Consider the following 18,244-nt stretch of genomic DNA (forward strand, 5'->3'; position numbering starts at 1 on the left):
ATGAGCGACCAGAAGGGCCGCGTCGTGATCGCGGGAGCGAGCGGCTTCGTGGGGCGGTACCTGCGGGACGCCTTCACGGAAGAGGGGTACCGGGTCGTCACCATCGGCCGGACCGGCGACGCCGTGTGGGGCAACACCATGCGCATCCGGGAACTCGTCGACGGCGCCGCGATGGTCGTGAACATGGCGGGCAAGAGCGTCAACTGCCGCTACGGCCGACGCAACCGTGCGGAGATCATGCGCTCGCGGGTGGACACCACGCTCGAGCTCGCCGAGGCCATCCGCACGTCCGAGGACCCGACGCCGCTGTGGATGAACGCCTCGACCGCGACGATCTACCGGCACGCCGACGACCGACCGCAGGACGAAGCGACGGGGGAGATCGGCGAGGGGTTCTCGGTCTCCGTCGCCCGCGCGTGGGAGGACGCCTTCTTCGGCGCCGACCTGCCCGGCACCCGTCGTGTGGCGCTCCGGATGGCGATCGTGTTCGGCGACGGCAGCGCTCTGCTGCCGCTCCTCCGGCTCGCGCAGGCAGGCCTCGGCGGGCCGCAGTACGACGGACCGTGGGTGCCGACGCGCTCCCGGCTCCGCGCCGGCACGTACCACCACCACCGGCCCACGCACGGTCGGCAGCGCTTCAGCTGGGTGCACATCGCCGACGTCCTCGGGTCGATCCGGTTCCTCCGCGACCACCCGGAGATCGAGGGGCCGGTGAACATCTCGAGCCCGAACCCGTCCGACAACCGCACCGTGATGGCGACCCTCCGCGACGCCGTCGGGCGCCGGTTGGGCGTGCCGACCTGGCGGTGGATGCTCGAGCTCGGGTCGTTCGCGATCCGCACCGAGACCGAACTCGTGCTGAAGAGCCGGTGGGTGGTGCCGACCCGGTTGACCCAGGCCGGCTACGAGTTCCGGTACCCGCACCTGCGCGGGGCGCTCGCCGGGATCATCGCGGCTCGTCGCCAGCACCGGGGCTGAGCGCCGGGTCGAGGTCGCGCGGACTGCCGCTCGCGAGCGGTCCGTGCGGCACGTCGTGCGACCTCGGCGACACGGCAGCGGCGCGTCGTGCGACCTCGTCGACGGGGGCCGGCCGCGGCCCGCGGTCCCGCACCGGTCGCGACGACCACAGCACGGCGGCCACGACGACCGCGCCGGCGAGCACCTCGACCAGGTCGGGCACCTCGCCGAAGGCCGCCCACGACGCGAGCACCCCGACCACGGGCACGAGCATCGAGAACGGCGCGACCGTGCTCGACGGGTAGGCCGCCAGCAGCCGTGACCAGATGCCGTAGCCCACCAGGGTGGCGACGACCACGATGTAGAGCAGGCCGAGGTCGGCGGGCAGCGCGGCCGCCGTGAACGCCGAACCGAGAGCGGTGCCGATGCGGTCCGGGCCCTCGACCACGAGCGACAGCACGACCATCGGGACCGGCGGCACGACGGACCACCACAGGGTCAGGTGCAGCGGGTTCGCGGCCCCCGCGCGCCGGGTCGCGACGTTGCCGATCGCCCACCCGAGCGCACCGCACAGCGCGAGCACGACGGGCAGCAGCGCGGCGGTCTGGGAACGGTGCAGGGCGATCGCGGCGAGGGCGGCCACGGCGACGGTGACCCCGACGACCTGCCGGCCGGTCAGCCGCTCGCGCAGGAACACCCCGGCCAGCACCACCGTGAACGGCGCGGAGGCCTGCAGCACGAGTGAGGCCAGCCCCGACGGCATGCCGGACGCCATGCTGAGGTACAGGAACGAGAACTGCAGCACGCCGAGCCCGAGACCGACGAGCAGGAGCCGCCCGAACGGGATCCGCGGCCGCGGCACGAACAGCAGCGTCGGGACCGCCAGGATCGTGAACCGCAGCGCTGCGAGCAGGAACGGTGGGAAGTGCTCGAGCGCGAGTGCCGTCGCGGGGAAGTTCAGTCCCCAGACCACGGCGACGACGACGGCGAGGAGGCGGTCTCGGGTGGTCATGCTCCTCATCGTCCCGGGCGCGACGTTGTAGGTCCATCGAAACCTTCGCGAACCACGATGTAGGGTCCCTGCATGGTCGACTTCGACGTGCAGCTGCTGGCGGTCCTGCGGGAGCTCGCCGAGCGCGGCAGCGTCACGGCCGTCGCCGAGGCCACCCACCGCACACCGAGCGCCGTCTCCCAGCAGCTGCAGACGCTGCAGCGGCAGGTCGGCGTCCCGCTGGTCGAACGCGTCGGGCGCGGGGTCCGGCTGACCCCGCACGGCGAAGTGCTCGCGGGCCTGGCATCCGGGGTCGCGACCGCCATCGCCCGGGTGGACGCCGCCTGGCAGGAGCACCTCGGCGGCACGACCGGACCGGTGTCGCTGGCGATCTTCCCGTCGGCGGCGGAACTGCTGCTGCCCGGCGTGCTCACCCGGATGCAGGCGCACCCGGGCATCGCGCTGACCCTGGTCGACGTGGACGTCAGCGAGGGGGAGTTCGCACCGCTCGCGGCCGACCACGACGTGGTCGTCGGGCACCGGTCGGACGGCGTCCGCCCGGCGGACCAGGGATCGGTCGACACCGTGCCGCTGCTCCGCGAACCCCTCGACGTGGCCCTGCCGCCCGGGCACGCCCTGGCCGGCCGCGCACGCGTGGGCATCGACGAGGTCGTCGGGGAACGCTGGATCGGCGTGCCGGAGGGCTACCCGATCGACCGGGTGCTGCACGCGATGGCCGCAGCGACGGACACCCCGCCGAGTGTCGCGTTCCGCACGATCCACCTGCCGGTCATCGAGAACCTGGTGGCGGGCGGCCACGGCATCGCACTCGTCCCGCGGTACACGTCGGGGACGCGGGCGGCCGGGCGCTTCCACCTGGCGGAGCTCGCCGACGTCCGTGCCGGACGCCGCATCGAGGCGCTGGTCCGCCCCGACCGTGCCGTCCGTCCCGTGGTGCGCACCGTCCTGGAGGCGCTGGTCGCCGTCGCCCTGGACGTCACCACCTGAGACGGTGGCGCCCACTGCCGGGCTCACGCCGTGCCTCCAGGCCGCCTGTCAGCGCACCTGGAACGTCAGCGCACCTGGAACGGCGTGCCGAGCGGCAGGCGCTCCGCCAGCGCCGTGATGTCGTCGTTGTGCATGCGGATGCAGCCGTGCGAGGCGGCGGTGCCGATGCTCGACGTGTCCTCCGTGCCGTGCAGCCCGATCTGGCCAGGGCCACCACCGAACGAGTTGAGCACGTCCGAGAACGCCGTCGTGCCGTACGCGTACGGGCCGTAGCCCTCGTTGGTCGGTGCGAGCAGCTCGGTCAGCGCGAACCGGCCGGTCGGTGACGGTGTGCCGCCGGTGCCGGTGGCGACGGGGTAGCTGTCGACGACCTTGCCGTCCTTGTACAGGTCGAGCGTCTTCGTCGAGCGGGTGACGACGATCGCGTACGGGTCCTCGGTCAGGGTGACGGCGCTGGTCGGCACCCAGCCGGTGCTGCCGTTCGGGCGCTGTGCGAGCTGCACCTCCGCCCAGCCGTCCTGCTGGTCGACGACCCGGAAGACGAGCGGGGCACCGGACGCCTGCGGGTTCTCGAGGGTCTGTGTCGCTGTGCCGCCCGCGCTCGCGCTGACCGGGACGGACGCGCCGGTCACGGCGGCGACCGTGGTGCTGGCCGGGGCGTCGAGCGCGTCGACGGGTGCTGCCGACCGGGTCGGCTCCGGTGTCGTCGTCGGGGTGGGCGTCGGCGCCGCGACGGACCGGGTCGGTGTCGGGGCGGGCGCGGCTGACAGGGGACCGAGCGCGACGAACGCGACGGCCCCCGCACAGACGACCGCCACGGCGGCGGCGATCACAGTCGCACGCCGCCGTGGCTCGGTCGGGAGGATCGGCAAGATCAGCCCGTGAAGTTCGCCGTTCCGGGCACCGGGACGGCGACCGGTGCCGTGCCCGGGTCACCGGCAGCGGCCGGGTCGGCCGTGACGGTGAGCGCGGCCTGCGCGGCCTGCGCCGACGAGGCGCCGACGAGACCGACGCTGTACGCGCCGGCGGTGTTCACGAAGTCGGCGGGCAGGACGATGGTGCCGGAGACGTTGCCGTCGGCGTCGGCGCGGAACGCGACCCCGGGGATGTCGGTGCCCTGTGCGCCGGTGCCGACTCCGGCGCCGACGAGCTCGTTCGGAGCGAAGCCCGAGCCCTGGATGCGGACTCCGGTGGTGGTGGCCTCGGTCAGCGTGGCCGTCGGGGTGAGGAGCTCGGCGGCCGCGGTGGGCTGCGGCGTGAAGTAGGTCGTGGTGTCGTCGACGCGGAGCGCGGAGATCGAACCGCTGGCGTCGGCGGCGAGCGACTGACCGTTCGCCTCGAGCGGGGCGGCGAGGCTCTTCAGCTCGCTGCTGGGCAGCGCGCTCGGTGCCGGGGTGCCGTCGACGGTCGGGGCCGGGGTGGGCTCGTCGGTCGGAGCGGGCGTCTCGGTCGGCTCGGGCGTCGGCGGGGCCGTGGTGTCGGCGGCGACGTCGATGCCGACGTAGACGACGTACCCGACGACCTGCGCGTCGGCGGCCTCGAGGTCGGCCGTGAGCTCCGTCGTCGACTCGACCTCGCCGGTCGCGGGGTCGATCCAGTTGCTGGTGCCGTCGGAGATGCCGACGCCGTCACCGGTCTCGGGCGCGTCCGTGGCGAAGACCACGGTCTGCGCGCTGGTGTCGCCGCCCTCCTGGACCGCGAGACCGAAGCTCGTCGCGCCGGTGGTCGTCATGCTGATGCCGGCGGCGAGGGCGGGGACGCTGCTCGCGGGCACGGGCTTGTTCAGGCCGCGGACCAGGCCGACGGCCTCGCCCTCGGAGACGGACAGGCCGTCCTCGTCCAGCGTGGCGTGGTCGGTGATCGAACCGCCACCGTCCAGGTCGGTCACGGACGCCCAGTACCACTGGTCGGTCAGCGGGAAGGTGCCGGTCGGCGCGGCGGTGAAGTCGTCGGCCGAGTCGGTCCAGGTGACGATGGCCGAAGCAGCGGTGCTCGTCACCAGGGCGGTCGAGACCGTCGGGACGAGGGCGGCGGAGACGCCGAGCACGGTGGCGCCGACGGCGGCCGCGGTGATGCGAGAACGAAGCACGGTGTGGAGATCCATCCGGTCAGTGGACAGGGTGCATCCACTGCGACGCCCCCCGTGCTGAGATGTACTCAGCGATACGAACCTATCGAACCGCTCAGGATTCCGCACCCCCGGACGCGGATCCGATGACGGACCGACGACCGTCCGGCCGCCGGTCCGTCGTGCTCAGACGTCGAGGTGGTCGACCAGCTCGTCCGCCAGGCCCGTGTAGGTCGCCGGCGTCAGGTTGGTCAGCCGGGCCTTCGCGCCGTCGGAGATGTCCAGACGGTTCACGAACACGATGAGGTCCCGCTGGCTCACCCGCTTCCCCCGCGTGAGCTCCTTGAGCATCGCGTAGGGGTCCTCGATGTTCGACTGCCCGGCGGTGACCTCGGCACGGATGACCGTCTGGATGGCCTCGGCGAGGACCTCCCAGTTGTGGTCGAGGTCGTCGGCGAGCTTGGCCTCGTTCACGGCGATCTCGCCCAGTCCGCGGCGCAGGTTGTCGAGCGCGAGCAGCGAGTGCCCGAACGCGACGCCGATGTTCCGCTGCGTGGTGGAGTCGGTCAGGTCGCGCTGCAGTCGGCTCGTCACGAGGGTCTCGGACAGCGTCGAGAAGAGCGCCGACGAGATCTCGAGGTTCGCCTCGGCGTTCTCGAACTTGATCGGGTTGATCTTGTGGGGCATCGTCGACGACCCGGTGGCACCCGCCACGGGGATCTGCGTGAAGTACCCCATCGAGATGTAGGTCCACACGTCGGTGGCCAGGTTGTGCAGGATCCGGTTGGCGTGACGCACCCGGTCGTAGAGCTCGGCCTGCCAGTCGTGCGACTCGATCTGCGTGGTGAGCGGGTTCCACGTCAGGCCGAGGCCCTCGACGAACTCGCGGGACAGCGCGGGCCAGTCGGCCTCGGGGTCGGCGGCGAGGTGCGCCGAGAAGGTGCCGGTCGCGCCGGAGAACTTACCGAGGTACTCGCCGCCCTCGATCTGGGCGAGCACGCGCTCGAGTCGGTAGACGACGACCGCGAGCTCCTTGCCGAGCGTCGTCGGGGTGGCCGGCTGACCGTGGGTGTGCGAGAGCATCGGCACGCTCTTCAGCTCGACGGCGAGCGTCCGGAGCTTCTCGAGCACGGCACGGAAGCCGGGGAGCCAGACCTGGTCGACGGTGTCCCGCACGGTGAGTGCGTAGGACAGGTTGTTGACGTCCTCGCTCGTGGCGGCGAAGTGGGTGAGCTCGGCGATCGCGTCGAGCCCGAGCTCGGACAGTCGGCGGCGCACGAAGTACTCGACGGCCTTGACGTCGTGACGGGTCGTCGCCTCGATCTCGGCGAGCTCCGCGATCTGGTCCTGGCCGAAGGTCTCGACGATCCGGCGCAGTGCTGCCTTGTCGTCGACGCTGAGCGGCGAGGTGGTGAACATCGCGTGGTCGGTCAGGAAGATGAGCCACTCGACCTCGACCACGATGCGCGCGCGGTTGAGGCCGGCCTCGGAGAGGTGCTCGCCCACCGTGTGCACGATCGGGTAGTAGCGCCCGTCGAGCGGGCTGATCGGCTGCGGGGGAAGGGGGGTCATGGGGCTCCCTGACGGACTGCCGGCTCGAGCTGGTGGAAGAGCGCCCGGCAGGCCCGTTCGACGGTCGAGAGCACTCGGTCGAACTCGTGCCGGTCCGCGTAATACGGATCCGGCACGTCGGCCTGCTGGGGCCAGGCGGCGTCGTACCGCAACAGGAGCGTCACCTTGGCGGAGTCGTCCATGGTCGGGGCCCACGAACGCAGGATGCGCTCGTGGGAGCGGTCGAGTGCGACCACCAGGTCGAGGTCCGGGAACCGGTCCGGGTCGAACTGACGGGCGCGATGCCTGCTGCCATCGTATCCGCGCGCCGCCAGCGCTGCGATCGTGCGCTCGTCGGCGGGTTCGCCGACGTGCCAGTCACCGGTGCCGGCCGACTCCACCTGGAACCGGTCAGCCAAGCCGGCGTCCGCGGCGATCTGCGCGAACACGACCCCGGCCATGGGGGAGCGGCAGATGTTGCCGCTGCAGACGAACGAGACGCGGAACGGGGCGTCGACGTCCTGGGTCATGAGCACATCATGACGCAGGGCGGGGTCCTCCGCGAGGTCCGCCGGGGTCACGCCCGCTGGCGGTTGAGCACCGGGCGGGCGAAGAGCCCGATCAGCCAGGCGAAGACCGCGAGCACGAAGGCACCGACGATGCCCCAGCCGAAGGAGTCGACCTCGAGCCCGAAGCCGAACGCGTCCGAGATGCCCGCGACGATGAGCAGGAGGATCGCGTTCACGACGAACGAGATGAGCCCGAGCGTGAGGATGTAGATCGGGAACGCCACGATCCGGATGACCGTGCCGATCACCGCGTTCACGAGACCGAACACGAACGCCACGAGCAGGAAGGTGAGGACGGTCGCAGTGGTCCCGCCGTCGCCGAACGGCGTCACGGAGACGCCGCTGACGATGAGCGTGGTGAGCCAGAGCGCGAGGGCGTTGACGACGAGGCGGACGAGGAATCGCATGCGCCCATGATGCCCTCGTTCCCCTCGTGGGTCCCGTGGGCCTGCCGGTAGCCTGGACCCGTGAGCGAGCAGCGTGTGCACATCCGGCCCGAGGTGGCCGTCCTCCCCGCGTACAAGCAGGGGCGACAGGCGTCTGACTCCGCCTTCAAGCTGTCGAGCAACGAGAACCCGTTCCCGCCGCTCCCCGGGGTCGTCGAGGCCGTGCAGGCCCAGACCTCGTACAACCGCTACCCCGACGCCACCGCCCTCGCCCTGCGTGCCGTGCTGGCCAACCGCTTCGGGCTGACCGCCGAGCAGGTGCACGTCGCCCCGGGCAGTGTCGCGATCCTGCACGAGCTCGCCCGCGCGACCTCCGGCCCGGGCGACGAGATCGTCTACGCCTGGCGCTCGTTCGAGGCGTACCCCGGGGTCGTCACGGTCGCCGGCGCCACGAGCGTGCAGGTGCCGAACCGCGCCGACGGCGGGCACGACCTCGACGCGATGGCCGCGGCCGTCACCGAACGCACCCGCATGGTGCTCGTCTGCTCGCCGAACAACCCGACGGGGCCGATCGTGACCGCCGCGGAGTTCGACGCGTTCATGGCCGCGGTGCCGCAGTCGGTGCTGGTCGTGCTCGACGAGGCATACGCCGAGTTCGTGACCGACGAGGCCGCCGTGCACGGTCACCCGCTGCTCGCCGCGCACCCCAACCTCGTGGTCCTCCGTACCTTCTCGAAGGCGTACGGGCTCGCCGGGCTCCGGGTGGGCTACGCGCTCGGTCCGGACTACGTGCTCGACGCCGTCCGGGCCTGCGCCATCCCGCTGTCCGTGACCGCCCAGGGCCAGGCGGCGGCGCTCGCCAGCCTGGAACGCGAGGCCGAACTGCTCGGACGCGTGACCGAGATCGCCACCCTGCGCGACCGGATCGTCGTCGAGCTCCGGGCCCAGGGCTGGGACGTCCCGGACGCCCAGGGCAACTTCCTCTGGCTGCCGACGGGCGAGCGGACGGCCACCGCGGCGGCCGCGTTCGAGGACGCCGGCATCATCGTCCGGGCCTTCCCGCCAGAGGGCATCCGCATCTCGATCGGCGAGCACGAAGCTGTGGAAACGCTCCTCCAAACAGCCCGCTCACTTGTGGGGGACCTCCAGGTGGCCGACTAGTGCCTGGCGCTACGCTGGCCCGCATGTCATTCCGCGCCGCGGCTCCCGCGACGACCACCGTCCGGCTCCTCGACCCCGAGGGTCGGTTCGTGGAGACCGACGAGAACGCCGAGTTCGCCGCCGCCGCGCGGGCGATCCCCGACGAGACCCTGCTGGCGATGCACCGCCGCATGGTGCTCACCCGTCGGTTCGACCACGCCGGCCACAACCTCCAGCGCACCGGGCAGCTCGGCCTGTGGGTGCCCAGCCACGGGCAAGAGGCGGCACAGACCGGCTCGGCCTTCGCCCTGCGCGCCCAGGACCACGTGTTCCCGTCCTACCGCGAGCACGCCGTCACGATGCACCGCGGCGTCGAGCCGATGGAGATCATCGCGATGTACCGCGGGCAGACCCACGGCGGGTGGGACCCGGACCAGCGCGGCAACACGCACATCTCCACCCTGGTGATCGGCTCGCAGACCCTGCACGCCACCGGGTACGCGCTCGGCCAGAAGCTCGACGGCGACGTCGGCACGGGCGACCCGGACCGCGACGCCTGCTCGATCGTCTACTTCGGCGACGGCGCCACCAGCCAGGGCGACGTGAACGAGGCCTTCGTGTTCTCCGCGTCGACCAAGGCGCCGGTGGTCTTCTTCCTGCAGAACAACCACTGGGCCATCTCGGTGCCGGTGTCGGTGCAGTCTCCGACGCCGCTCGTCGACCGCCCGCGCGGCTTCGGGATCCCGAGCGTCCTGATCGACGGCAACGACATCCTCGCCTCCTACACGGCCTCGGTCGTCGCGACCGAGCACGCCCGCAGCGGCCAGGGCCCGGCCTTCATCGAGGCCGACACCTACCGCATCGGTGCGCACACCAGCTCCGACGACCCGAGCCGGTACCGCGCCGACGGCGAGCTCGAGGAGTGGGTCCTGCGCGACCCGATCGTCCGGTCCGAGGCGTACCTGCGCTCGAAGGGTGCGACGGACGAGCAGTTCGCCGCGTTCGACGAAGAGGGCGAGGACATCGCCGCCGACGTCCGACGCCGCACCGTCGCCCTGACCGCACCGTCCGTCGACGTCATGTTCGACAACGTGTACCGCGAACCGCACCCGCGGATCACCGAGCAGAAGGCCTGGCTCGCCCAGTACGAGGCCGGCTTCGAAGGGGGCGCCCACGCATGAGCACCACCGAGCAGCTCTTCGACTACACCCTGCGCTCCCACCCGGGCGCCGGTGAGGTCCCGAGCGACCCCACCCCGACCCTGCCGATGGCCAAGGCCCTCAACGCCGGGCTCGCCGCGGCCATGGAAGCGGACGACAAGGTCCTGCTGATGGGCGAGGACATCGGCCAGCTGGGCGGCGTCTTCCGCATCACCGAGGGCCTGCAGGACCGTTTCGGCGCCGAGCGTGTGCGGGACACCCCGCTCGCCGAGGCCGGCATCATCGGCACCGCGATCGGCCTCGCCCTGCGCGGCTACCGCCCGGTCGTCGAGATCCAGTTCGACGGCTTCGTGTGGCCCGGGTTCGACCAGATCACCTCGCAGCTCGCGAAGATGGCGAACCGCCTGCCGGCACACATGTCGCTGCCCGTCGTCATCCGCATCCCCTACGGCGGCCACATCGGCGCCGTGGAGCACCACCAGGAGTCCCCCGAGGCGTACTTCGCGCACACCCCGGGTCTGCGGGTCGTCAGCCCGAGCACCCCGAACGACGCCTACTGGATGATCCAGGAGGCCATCGCGTCGAAGGACCCGGTGGTCTTCCTCGAGCCGAAGTCCCGCTACTGGCCCAAGGGCCAGGTGGACCTGGTCGACGGCCACGTCCCGATGCACACCACCCGCGTCGCCCGCACCGGCACCGAGGTCACCCTGGTCGGGCACGGCGCCATGGTCGCCACCCTGATGCAGGCGGCGGACATCGCCGAGGCCGAGGGCACCAGCTGCGAGGTCATCGACCTCCGCTCGATCTCGCCGATCGACTGGGAGCCGCTGCTCGCCTCCGTCCGCAAGACCGGTCGCCTGGTCATCGCACAAGAGGCCTCCGGCTTCGTCAGCGTCGGCAGCGAGATCGCCGCGACCGTCGCCGAGCGGGCGTTCTACACGATGCAGGCACCGCCGCTGCGGGTCTCCGGCTTCGACGTGCCGTTCCCGGTCTCGAAGCTCGAGCACCTGCACCTGCCGGATGCCGACCGCATCCTCGAGGCCGTCGACCGCGCCCTCGCCTACTGACCCGTCCGACCGAGCACGACCAGATCCGCGAAGGAGCCGTAGTGGCCGCCGCCGAATTCCCCCTGCCCGACGTGGGTGAAGGTCTCACCGAGGCCGAGATCGTGCAGTGGCGCGTCGCGATCGGGGACGAGATCGCCGTCGACCAGGTGCTCGTCGAGATCGAGACCGCGAAGTCGCTCGTCGAGCTGCCGTCGCCGTTCGCCGGTACCGTCACGGGTCTGCTCGTGTCCGAGGGAGACACGGTCGAGGTCGGCAAGCCGATCATCCGCGTCGACTCGGACGCGTCGGTCGCCTCCGGTGCGGCCCTCACGCCGCCTGCGGAACAGCCTGGAGGCGCGGCACCCGTCGCCCAGACCGCCCCGGTCTCGCCCGTGGTCGCGTCCACCCCGCCGGCCCTTGCCGCCCCGTCGGCCCCGGTCGCGCAGACCCCGCCCGCTCCGGCGCGCGCTGCTGCCCCCGCTCCGGTCGCAGCGGCGCCGACCCCCGCTGCTGCCCCTGCACCGGCGGCGCCGGTGCAGCCGGTCGCCGTCGACGCGACCGTCCAGGGCACCGACGAGTCCTCCGGTGCCGTCCTCGTCGGCTACGGCTCGGCGACCTCGTCGCCCTCCCGTCGCAAGCCGGGCGCCCGCCGGGCCGCAGCGCTCGCGGCCGAGGCGAGCCGCGCCTCCAGTGTGGACACCGCCGCGGCGGCCGAAGCCTCCGTCGACCCGGGCGAGGAGAGCACCGCCGAGGCGATCAGCGCCCTCGGCACGGGCTCCGCGCACAAGCAGAGCACCGCGACCAACGTGCTGGCGAAGCCGCCGATCCGGAAGCTCGCGAAGGACCTCGGCGTCGAACTGACCGAGATCGTCGCGACCGGTCTGGCCGGCGAGGTCACCCGCGACGACGTCATCCGGCACGCGAAGCAGGCCAGCGTCTTCCGGAACATCGAGACGCCCGAGTGGGGTGAGGTCCGCAGCGAGACGATCCCGGTCAAGGGCGTCCGCAAGGCCATCGCCACCGCGATGACCACGTCCGCGTTCACGGCACCGCACGTGTCGCTGTTCGTCGACGTCGACGCGACCCACACGATGGAGTTCGTCAAGCGCCTCAAGGCCTCGCCGACGTTCGCCGGCGTCAAGGTCTCGCCGCTGCTCATCGTTGCGAAGGCCGTCATCTGGGCCGTCCGCCGGAACCGCTCGGTGAACTCGACCTGGACCGACCGCGAGATCATCGTCCACCACTTCGTGAACCTCGGCATCGCCGCGGCGACCCCGCGCGGGCTCATCGTGCCGAACATCAAGGACGCGCAGGACATGTCGCTGCTCGAGCTGGCGCAGGCGCTCGAGGAACTCACCCTGACCGCCCGCGACGGCAAGACCACGCCGAAGCAGATGGCGAACGGCACCGTGTCGATCACGAACATCGGCGTGTTCGGCATGGACACCGGGACCCCGATCCTCAACCCCGGCGAGGTCGCGATCGTCGCCATGGGCACGATCAAGCCGAAGCCGTGGGTCGTCGACGGCGAGGTCCGCTCGCGCATGGTGACGACCATCGGTGCCTCGTTCGACCACCGGGTCGTCGACGGTGACGTGGCGTCCCGCTTCGTGCACGACGTCGCCTCGGTGCTCGAGGAGCCCGCGCTCCTGCTCGACTAGCGTCGGTCGTTCCGCTTCGTGAGCAGAAGTGGTCGGGTTGCTTCGAGCCACTCGACCATTCCTGCTCACCATCTGCGGGCTTCCGCAAACGTCGCGTGGTGTTCACACGGATGTCGGGGGTCGGCGGCATGATCGGTGCATGGTCCACCAGCTCCTGACCCCCTCGCAGGAGATCCGAACGGATCGCCTCCTGCTCACCCCGCTGACCCCGGCCGACATCGACGACGTGCACGCGCTCTTCTCGGACGCCCGCACGTGGCAGCACCTGCCCACGGGTCGGCACGTGGCGCGGAGCTCGAGCGTGGACATGGTGCAGCGCAAGATCGGCGGTCGTGCACGCCACGGCCTCGGGTCCTGGGCGGTCCGGAGCGCCTCCGACCACGCCTTCGTCGGTGTGGGCGGGGTCGACATGACCGCCGGTGGGGTCTGGAACCTCGGCTACCGCCTGGCGCCCGCGGCATGGGGGCAGGGCTTCGCGTCCGAGATCGCCCTCGCTGCCGTGCGGGCCGCCGCCGACACCGCTCCGGACGTCCCGGTGACCGGCCGCGTGCTCACGAACAACCCTGCTTCTGCAGCCGTGCTGCGTCGTGCCGGGCTGTCGCTGGTGTGGCAGGGGGCTCCCGCCGCACAGAACCGTGCGGCCGCCGGCGTCGAGGGGCAGGTCTGGACCGATCGGCTGCTCTCCGACGAGCAGTTCGCCTGGCTCGTCGCCAACGCCTGACCCGTCAGCCAGCGGGTCCGCTGAGCGTGATGCTCCGTGCGGCGCGCGCTTCGACCGATGACGAGTGTGTCGCGATCAGGACGGCCGCTCCGCCAGCCGCCAGCTCGCCCAGTAGGTCGAGCACCATCGCCGCGTTGTCGTCGTCGAGGGCACTCGTCGGTTCATCGGCGAGGATGACCGACGGACGCTTCACCAGGAGCCGCGCCATCGCGACGCGTTGCTGCTCGCCGCCGCTGAGTTCGTGGACGCGGTCCGTTCCGCGTCCAGCCAGACCGACACGGTCGAGGGCCTCGCCCGTCCGGATGCCTCGGTGTCTGCGCCGTCCGTCCGGCAGGCGAACCACGTCGACGTTCGACTGGACCGTCATGTCGGGTACCAACCCGAAGTCCTGGAACAGGTACCCGAGGTGGCGCCGCCGGATCAGTCGTGCCCGCCGCTCGTTCGAGCCCGCCGACTCTCCGTTGATCCGGATCGTGCCGCCGTCGAGCGCATCGACGTGCCCGACACAGTCGAGCAGCGTCGACTTCCCGCAGCCGCTCGGCCCGACCAAGCCGACGATCTCTCCGCCTGCCACCTCGAACGTCAGGTCGTGCCACAGTGCACGGCCTCCGCGACGCTTCGATGCGTTCCGTACCTCGATCATCGTGATCCGTTCCCTCGGTTGCGTGCAGTGCTCCGTGCCGTGACGGCCATGACGACGAGGCTCGTGGCGCTCACCGCCGCGAGCGTCACGAGCGCGAGCGCCCCGGCGACTCCGGCCGACTGCGCGACCGGGTCGAGTGACGATCTGAGACCGCTCCCGTCCGGGCGTTGCGACCACCAGGTGTTGACGACGGCGATGACGGAGATCGAGACCAGACCGGCTTCGATCGTCAGCAGGCCAGCATCGGTGCGGACGGGCGAGACGCCACTGGTGAACTTCGCGAACAGCGCACGGCCGTGACGGCGTCGGTGCGCGATCGTGGCGACCAACCCGAGCATGACGCTGACGGCGAGGGTGCTGACCATGGTGCCCGTCCCGATCGCCACGGTCGTCGCTGCGTGCCGTGCCTGTTCCGCCGCAGACTGACCCACCGCGACGACCGCGCTGAACTCGGCGCGGAGGCCCGACGCGCCGATCGACCGCTCAGCGGCAGCACGGGACGTGAAGACGACGTCTCCGGTCGACAACCACGATCCGAGTTCATCGGCCGAGAAGACGTCGACCGGCGCGGGGACGACCACGATCACGGCATCGTCGAGCCACGCGCGCGACGACGCGTCGTCCGGGTACGAGTAGACCTGCTGGCGGGCCAGCGTGCCGCCGGTGACGTGCTCGAGGAGGGCGTCGGGTGCATCCCGCAACTGCCAGTCGGTCAGACCCTCGACGAGCCGATCGCGGGAGAGCTCACTGTCGGCAGGCATCCACACGGCGATCTCCGCGCCGTCGGTGGTGATGCGGGCCCCGTCCTCGGAACGGACGTCCTGCAGGTCGAGGTAGCCCTGGTCGACGACGAGCGCAGGAACCGTCGACTTCCCTCGGCCACTCGACACCTCGACCGCGGCGGCGAGGAACGCATCACGCCGCTCGAGCGCCCCACCGGCGAAATCGCCGATGCGGTCCCAGTAGGCCTGCTCCTCGACCGGGCGCGGATCCGGGGTGACCCAGAGCTGGACGGTTTCGCCGGCCGCCCGAAGATCCCGTTCTGCCGTTCCCTGTCGCGCGGTGGTCACCGCCCCGGTCAGTTCGAAGACGGCCGCGACGAGCAACAGCAGCGCGGGCACCCGTGCGATCTGTGCGACGAGCAGGAGCGCGCCCGCTGGTCGAGCGCCCCGAAGTGCGCCAGCCAACGGCTGTCGACACGCGACCACCGTGCCGATCGTGTGCGCGACGACGACCGGAACGAGCAGCCCCACGCAGAACACCGAGATCGCGGCGGCGAGGGTCGCTGCCGAAGCGAGCCCGTTGTAGAACCAGAGCCCGATGGCGGCGACGGGTGCTCCGATGGCGATGACGAGCACGGCCGTCCGGAGCTCAGCCAGCTCCTGGATGACGATGGCGGCTGTGGTGTCTCCGTGCAGTCGGCGGACTGCGCTGCGGCGAGGGGCCCCGACGGTCGTCATCAGGCAGAGCGCCACGCATCCCGAGACGAGTGCTCCGACCAGGGCCAAGGTCTGATCCAAGCCGTCGGTGACGCCGATGCGTTGCAGGAGCGGCACGCGCTCCACGCTGACCTCGTACCCGGCGTCTGTCAGTGCGCTCACGACGGCTCGCCGAGCGTCGTCGTCCCCGAAGACCGAGTACGAGCCGGTTGGGTCGAACTGGTCGAGTTCCGACATCGGACGAACGGTGGTGGCCATCGACCTCGTGAAGTCCTCGTACCCGTCGAGGAGCCAGCCGGCACCGCGGCTCGAGGGCGCGTCGGTGACGAGCGCCACGCGCCGCGTCGTCGGAGCTTCGCGGTCCGCCACCACCCGTGCGATCGTCGCGTGCTCGGCCTCGGCGACCTGCTCGAGTGCGGTCGCGACCCGCTGGTTCGATCCGGTCTCAGCACCGGCGGCAGCGGTCACCACGGACGAGGCGCCCACTATGCCGGCTTCGCTGACCTGCACCAGGCCGATGAAGCCCAGGACGGCAGCCAGGAGGGGCGGGACGAGGTAGGCGAGCGTCACCGATCGGATGTTCATGGTCCCCCTTGCGGCGAGCGTGAGCCGGAGCGGACGGTCTCTCGGACCGCCCGCTCCCGGTCTCAGCAGTTGTGGTAGTACGCCTTGTTGCCGCTGCGCGCCTTCGGTGTCATCGCCATCGCGTACCGGCCGCCTGGCACGTTCGTGACGCGCTTCGACTTCTTGCCGACCGCGGTCGCGCCGTGGCACCGCTTCTCGCGGAAGTAGTTCGACCAGGTGTCGTCCTTGCCGACGCCCCATTGCCAGAAGCTCCCGCCCCCGCCGTCGTTGTCGGTACCGATGCCGCTGGTCTCACCGCTCGCACTTGCGCCGGACGCAGCGACGGCCACTCCGCCGGCTTCCGACCCCGATCCCATGACCTCGAACTGCGCAGCTGATGCCGCCGTCGCAGTGCCCGTGATCAGGCCGACGGTGAGACCGAGGCCGACGAGCATCTTCGTTCTGGACTTGTGCATGACTGTTTCCTCCCATGTGCCCCCCAATGAGGCTCGACCGATCGTGGCAGCGGCGCAGCACTGATGTCAAGAATGTGGAACTCATGTATAACCGACTCTGATCCGCCCGACGTTGGTCTTCCCGGCCTGACTCGCTACTGTGATGGGAACTGGTCATGTCCGCGCATGACCACCCCCCAGGACCAGCAACGGAGCACGAGGGACGCATGACGAGCCGCATCACCGAGGGTGCCGAACCGAAGCACCAGCAGCTGCGGCGCATCCTGCTCGACCTCGTCACCACGCGACTGGCTCCCGGTGCTGCGATCCCGTCCGAACGGCAGCTCATCGCCGAGTACGGCGTCTCGCGGATCACCGTGCGTGAAGCCCTCGGGCAGCTGGTCAACGAGGGCTACCTGGAGCGCGTCCGCGGCAAGGGCACCTTCGTCGCGCACCGGCCCGTGCAGTCGACGCTGCACCTCGCCTCGTTCACCGAGGAGATGCGGGCGATGGGGCACGAGCCGACCACCGTGGTGCTCGTGCGCGAAGAGCGGGTACCGCCGGCCGACACCGCCGCAGCCCTGCGGATCGACCCGGACGTGCCGGCCTTCCACGTGAAGCGCCTGCGGATGGCCGACGGCGCCCCGGTGTCGATCGACGACGCCTGGCTCGTAGCCGACGCGTTCCCGGGCCTGCTCGACCACGACCTGTCGGGGTCGGTGTACTCGATCATCGCCACGGAGTACGGCACCCCGATCGACCGCGCGCAGCAGACCGTCGCGGCGAACCCGGCGGCCGACGACGTCGCGACCCTGCTCGGGACGAAGACCGGAGCACCGGTCCTCGAGTTCGACCGGGTGTCGTACGCGGGGGAACGACCCGTGGAGCACACCCGCAGCTGGTACCGATCGGACCGCTACCGGGTGCAGATGGAGGTCACCGCGACCCCCGCGGTCGCGTAGTCCGCCCGACAACACGAAAGCGACTGTGCGCTGCGGGTGTTCCGCAGTACACAGTCGCTCTCGAAGGGGGAAGTGGCCCTAGACCTCGAAGAGGGTGTCGCCGTCGAGCACCGTGGTGCCGACCGTCCCCTGGTCGACACTGTCCGGCGTCGAACCGAGCACGACGACCGGGCAGATCGGCGAGTACCCGGCTGCTGTGATCACCGAGGGGGTGAACCGGACGACGGGGTCACCGGCGGTGACGGTGTCGCCCTCGGTCGCGAGGAGCTCGAAGCCCTCGCCGGAGAGCTTCACGGTGTCGATGCCGACGTGCACCAGGACGTCGGTGCCAGCGGCGCCCTGCAGGGCGAACGCGTGCGGGTGCAGCTTGACGATGGTGCCGTCGACCGGGGCCACCGCGGTGATCGCACCCTCGACGCCCGTCGGGTCGACCGCGACGCCGGCGCCGACCAGCTGTCCGGCGAACACCGGGTCGGGCACGTCGGCGAGGGCGACGACCGGGCCGCCGAACGGGGTGCGGACGACGGTCACAGTTCGTCCTGGATGTCCTGGGCGAGGTTGTCGGCGACCGTGCCGACGATGACCTGCCAGCCGGTGCCGCCACCGATGACCGCCTGGGCTCCGGCTGCCTGCAGGGCGGCCTTGTCGACCAGGTCCCCGTCCTCGACCTCGACGCGGAGGCGCGTGATGCAGCCCTCGACCTCTTCGATGTTCTCGGCACCGCCGAGTGCGGCGATGATGTCGGCTGCCTTGATGTCGGCCATCGTTTCCTCCTCGTTAAGGGTTTGCGTCGCAGGTTGACACTGGACCGCTCTCGGATCAGACTACGGAACTGGTCATGACCGGACAGGACCGGACCTGGCGACACCGCCGAGGTTACCTGCGCTGGCTGCACGACTCAACTCACCCCGACAGCTCCACCC

At 71.2% G+C, this 18,244-nt stretch carries 19 protein-coding genes; 8 read left to right on the plus strand and 11 right to left on the minus strand.

Going from position 1 to position 18,244, the window contains the following annotated elements; all coding sequences use genetic code 11:
* Window positions 1–978, plus strand: coding sequence for an epimerase (locus tag DEJ11_RS01950; RefSeq protein WP_111105004.1), 978 nt, complete (start codon window positions 1–3; stop codon window positions 976–978).
* On the opposite strand, the gene DEJ11_RS01955 is transcribed toward DEJ11_RS01950, so the two are convergent.
* Window positions 947–1,969, minus strand: coding sequence for an EamA family transporter (locus DEJ11_RS01955; protein ID WP_258375537.1), 1,023 nt, complete (start codon window positions 1,967–1,969; stop codon window positions 947–949). The two genes, DEJ11_RS01950 and DEJ11_RS01955, sit on opposite strands and share 32 nt — an antisense overlap.
* 72 nt (window positions 1,970–2,041) lie before the next feature.
* On the opposite strand from DEJ11_RS01955, the gene DEJ11_RS01960 reads away from it, so the two are divergent.
* Entirely contained in the window at window positions 2,042–2,956 is a 915-nt protein-coding gene (locus DEJ11_RS01960; RefSeq protein WP_017886480.1) for a LysR family transcriptional regulator, read from the plus strand.
* Window positions 2,957–3,021: 65 nt separating this feature from the next.
* On the opposite strand, the gene DEJ11_RS01965 is transcribed toward DEJ11_RS01960, so the two are convergent.
* The 5 genes from DEJ11_RS01965 to DEJ11_RS01985 form a co-directional block, all read right to left on the minus strand.
* Window positions 3,022–3,828 carry a L,D-transpeptidase family protein gene (locus DEJ11_RS01965; RefSeq protein ID WP_258375536.1) on the minus strand — a complete coding sequence of 269 codons (807 nt, stop codon included), beginning with the start codon at window positions 3,826–3,828 and terminating at the stop codon, window positions 3,022–3,024.
* Window positions 3,829–3,830: 2 nt separating this feature from the next.
* Window positions 3,831–5,060 (minus strand): hypothetical protein, encoded by a 1,230-nt coding sequence (locus DEJ11_RS01970; RefSeq protein ID WP_111104999.1) that lies wholly within the window; start codon window positions 5,058–5,060, stop codon window positions 3,831–3,833.
* Between the two features lie 150 nt (window positions 5,061–5,210).
* Window positions 5,211–6,596 carry an adenylosuccinate lyase gene (gene purB, locus DEJ11_RS01975; RefSeq protein WP_111104997.1) on the minus strand — a complete coding sequence of 462 codons (1,386 nt, stop codon included), beginning with the start codon at window positions 6,594–6,596 and terminating at the stop codon, window positions 5,211–5,213.
* Window positions 6,593–7,105, minus strand: coding sequence for a low molecular weight protein-tyrosine-phosphatase (locus DEJ11_RS01980; RefSeq protein ID WP_017886476.1), 513 nt, complete (start codon window positions 7,103–7,105; stop codon window positions 6,593–6,595). The genes purB and DEJ11_RS01980 overlap by 4 nt, the downstream gene beginning before the upstream one ends.
* A 47-nt stretch (window positions 7,106–7,152) precedes the next feature.
* Window positions 7,153–7,551 (minus strand): phage holin family protein, encoded by a 399-nt coding sequence (locus DEJ11_RS01985; protein ID WP_027464967.1) that lies wholly within the window; start codon window positions 7,549–7,551, stop codon window positions 7,153–7,155.
* Window positions 7,552–7,611: 60 nt separating this feature from the next.
* Here DEJ11_RS01985 and DEJ11_RS01990 point away from each other — a divergent pair, with 60 nt between their 5' ends.
* From DEJ11_RS01990 to DEJ11_RS02010, 5 genes are all read left to right on the plus strand, one after another.
* Window positions 7,612–8,691, plus strand: a complete 1,080-nt coding sequence (locus DEJ11_RS01990; RefSeq protein WP_071404899.1) for a histidinol-phosphate transaminase — start codon at window positions 7,612–7,614, stop codon at window positions 8,689–8,691.
* 23 nt (window positions 8,692–8,714) lie between these two features.
* Window positions 8,715–9,851, plus strand: coding sequence for a thiamine pyrophosphate-dependent dehydrogenase E1 component subunit alpha (locus DEJ11_RS01995; RefSeq protein WP_071404900.1), 1,137 nt, complete (start codon window positions 8,715–8,717; stop codon window positions 9,849–9,851).
* Window positions 9,852–9,937: 86 nt separating this feature from the next.
* Window positions 9,938–10,897 carry an alpha-ketoacid dehydrogenase subunit beta gene (locus DEJ11_RS02000; RefSeq protein ID WP_110864996.1) on the plus strand — a complete coding sequence of 320 codons (960 nt, stop codon included), beginning with the start codon at window positions 9,938–9,940 and terminating at the stop codon, window positions 10,895–10,897.
* A 41-nt stretch (window positions 10,898–10,938) separates the two neighbouring features.
* Entirely contained in the window at window positions 10,939–12,537 is a 1,599-nt protein-coding gene (locus tag DEJ11_RS02005) for a dihydrolipoamide acetyltransferase family protein (protein WP_111104995.1), read from the plus strand.
* A 139-nt stretch (window positions 12,538–12,676) separates the two neighbouring features.
* The gene (locus tag DEJ11_RS02010; protein WP_111030920.1) at window positions 12,677–13,258 is read left to right on the plus strand and encodes a GNAT family N-acetyltransferase; all 582 of its coding nucleotides are present in this window, start codon (window positions 12,677–12,679) and stop codon (window positions 13,256–13,258) included.
* 4 nt (window positions 13,259–13,262) lie between these two features.
* On the opposite strand, the gene DEJ11_RS02015 is transcribed toward DEJ11_RS02010, so the two are convergent.
* From DEJ11_RS02015 to DEJ11_RS02025, 3 genes are all read right to left on the minus strand, one after another.
* The gene (locus tag DEJ11_RS02015) at window positions 13,263–13,901 is read right to left on the minus strand and encodes an ABC transporter ATP-binding protein (protein ID WP_111104993.1); all 639 of its coding nucleotides are present in this window, start codon (window positions 13,899–13,901) and stop codon (window positions 13,263–13,265) included.
* Window positions 13,898–15,925: a bacteriocin-associated integral membrane family protein gene (locus tag DEJ11_RS02020; RefSeq protein ID WP_111104991.1), complete on the minus strand. Its 2,028-nt coding sequence runs from the start codon at window positions 15,923–15,925 to the stop codon at window positions 13,898–13,900. The genes DEJ11_RS02015 and DEJ11_RS02020 overlap by 4 nt, the downstream gene beginning before the upstream one ends.
* Before the next feature lie 62 nt (window positions 15,926–15,987).
* A complete protein-coding gene (locus DEJ11_RS02025) occupies window positions 15,988–16,380 on the minus strand; it encodes a lactococcin 972 family bacteriocin (protein ID WP_111104989.1) in 393 nt (130 codons plus the stop codon).
* A 206-nt stretch (window positions 16,381–16,586) separates the two neighbouring features.
* Between DEJ11_RS02025 and DEJ11_RS02030 the strand changes: the two genes are divergently transcribed.
* Window positions 16,587–17,321 (plus strand): GntR family transcriptional regulator, encoded by a 735-nt coding sequence (locus DEJ11_RS02030; RefSeq protein ID WP_017886466.1) that lies wholly within the window; start codon window positions 16,587–16,589, stop codon window positions 17,319–17,321.
* 78 nt (window positions 17,322–17,399) lie between these two features.
* Here DEJ11_RS02030 and DEJ11_RS02035 read toward each other — a convergent pair whose 3' ends face one another.
* A complete protein-coding gene (locus DEJ11_RS02035) occupies window positions 17,400–17,852 on the minus strand; it encodes a PTS sugar transporter subunit IIA (protein WP_111104986.1) in 453 nt (150 codons plus the stop codon).
* Window positions 17,849–18,085, minus strand: a complete 237-nt coding sequence (locus tag DEJ11_RS02040; protein WP_027464959.1) for a PTS sugar transporter subunit IIB — start codon at window positions 18,083–18,085, stop codon at window positions 17,849–17,851. The genes DEJ11_RS02035 and DEJ11_RS02040 overlap by 4 nt, the downstream gene beginning before the upstream one ends.
* Window positions 18,086–18,244: the final 159 nt, after the last annotated feature.

Source organism: Curtobacterium sp. MCLR17_058, from assembly GCF_003234705.2.
In the GTDB taxonomy this organism is placed as follows: Bacteria; Actinomycetota; Actinomycetes; order Actinomycetales; family Microbacteriaceae; genus Curtobacterium; species Curtobacterium flaccumfaciens.

Excerpts from the sequence above, each read along its gene's own strand:
- DEJ11_RS01950 (WP_111105004.1), top strand. The coding sequence starts at position 1 with ATGAGCGACCAGAAGGGCCGCGTCGTGATCGCGGGAGCGAGCGGCTTC.
- DEJ11_RS01955 (WP_258375537.1), bottom strand. The coding sequence starts at position 1,969 with ATGACCACCCGAGACCGCCTCCTCGCCGTCGTCGTCGCCGTGGTCTGG.
- DEJ11_RS01960 (WP_017886480.1), top strand. The coding sequence starts at position 2,042 with ATGGTCGACTTCGACGTGCAGCTGCTGGCGGTCCTGCGGGAGCTCGCC.
- DEJ11_RS01970 (WP_111104999.1), bottom strand. The coding sequence starts at position 5,060 with ATGGATCTCCACACCGTGCTTCGTTCTCGCATCACCGCGGCCGCCGTC.
- purB (WP_111104997.1), bottom strand. The coding sequence starts at position 6,596 with ATGACCCCCCTTCCCCCGCAGCCGATCAGCCCGCTCGACGGGCGCTAC.
- DEJ11_RS01980 (WP_017886476.1), bottom strand. The coding sequence starts at position 7,105 with ATGACCCAGGACGTCGACGCCCCGTTCCGCGTCTCGTTCGTCTGCAGC.
- DEJ11_RS01985 (WP_027464967.1), bottom strand. The coding sequence starts at position 7,551 with ATGCGATTCCTCGTCCGCCTCGTCGTCAACGCCCTCGCGCTCTGGCTC.
- DEJ11_RS01995 (WP_071404900.1), top strand. The coding sequence starts at position 8,715 with ATGTCATTCCGCGCCGCGGCTCCCGCGACGACCACCGTCCGGCTCCTC.
- DEJ11_RS02000 (WP_110864996.1), top strand. The coding sequence starts at position 9,938 with ATGGCCAAGGCCCTCAACGCCGGGCTCGCCGCGGCCATGGAAGCGGAC.
- DEJ11_RS02010 (WP_111030920.1), top strand. The coding sequence starts at position 12,677 with ATGGTCCACCAGCTCCTGACCCCCTCGCAGGAGATCCGAACGGATCGC.
- DEJ11_RS02015 (WP_111104993.1), bottom strand. The coding sequence starts at position 13,901 with ATGATCGAGGTACGGAACGCATCGAAGCGTCGCGGAGGCCGTGCACTG.
- DEJ11_RS02020 (WP_111104991.1), bottom strand. The coding sequence starts at position 15,925 with ATGAACATCCGATCGGTGACGCTCGCCTACCTCGTCCCGCCCCTCCTG.
- DEJ11_RS02025 (WP_111104989.1), bottom strand. The coding sequence starts at position 16,380 with ATGCACAAGTCCAGAACGAAGATGCTCGTCGGCCTCGGTCTCACCGTC.
- DEJ11_RS02030 (WP_017886466.1), top strand. The coding sequence starts at position 16,587 with ATGACGAGCCGCATCACCGAGGGTGCCGAACCGAAGCACCAGCAGCTG.
- DEJ11_RS02040 (WP_027464959.1), bottom strand. The coding sequence starts at position 18,085 with ATGGCCGACATCAAGGCAGCCGACATCATCGCCGCACTCGGCGGTGCC.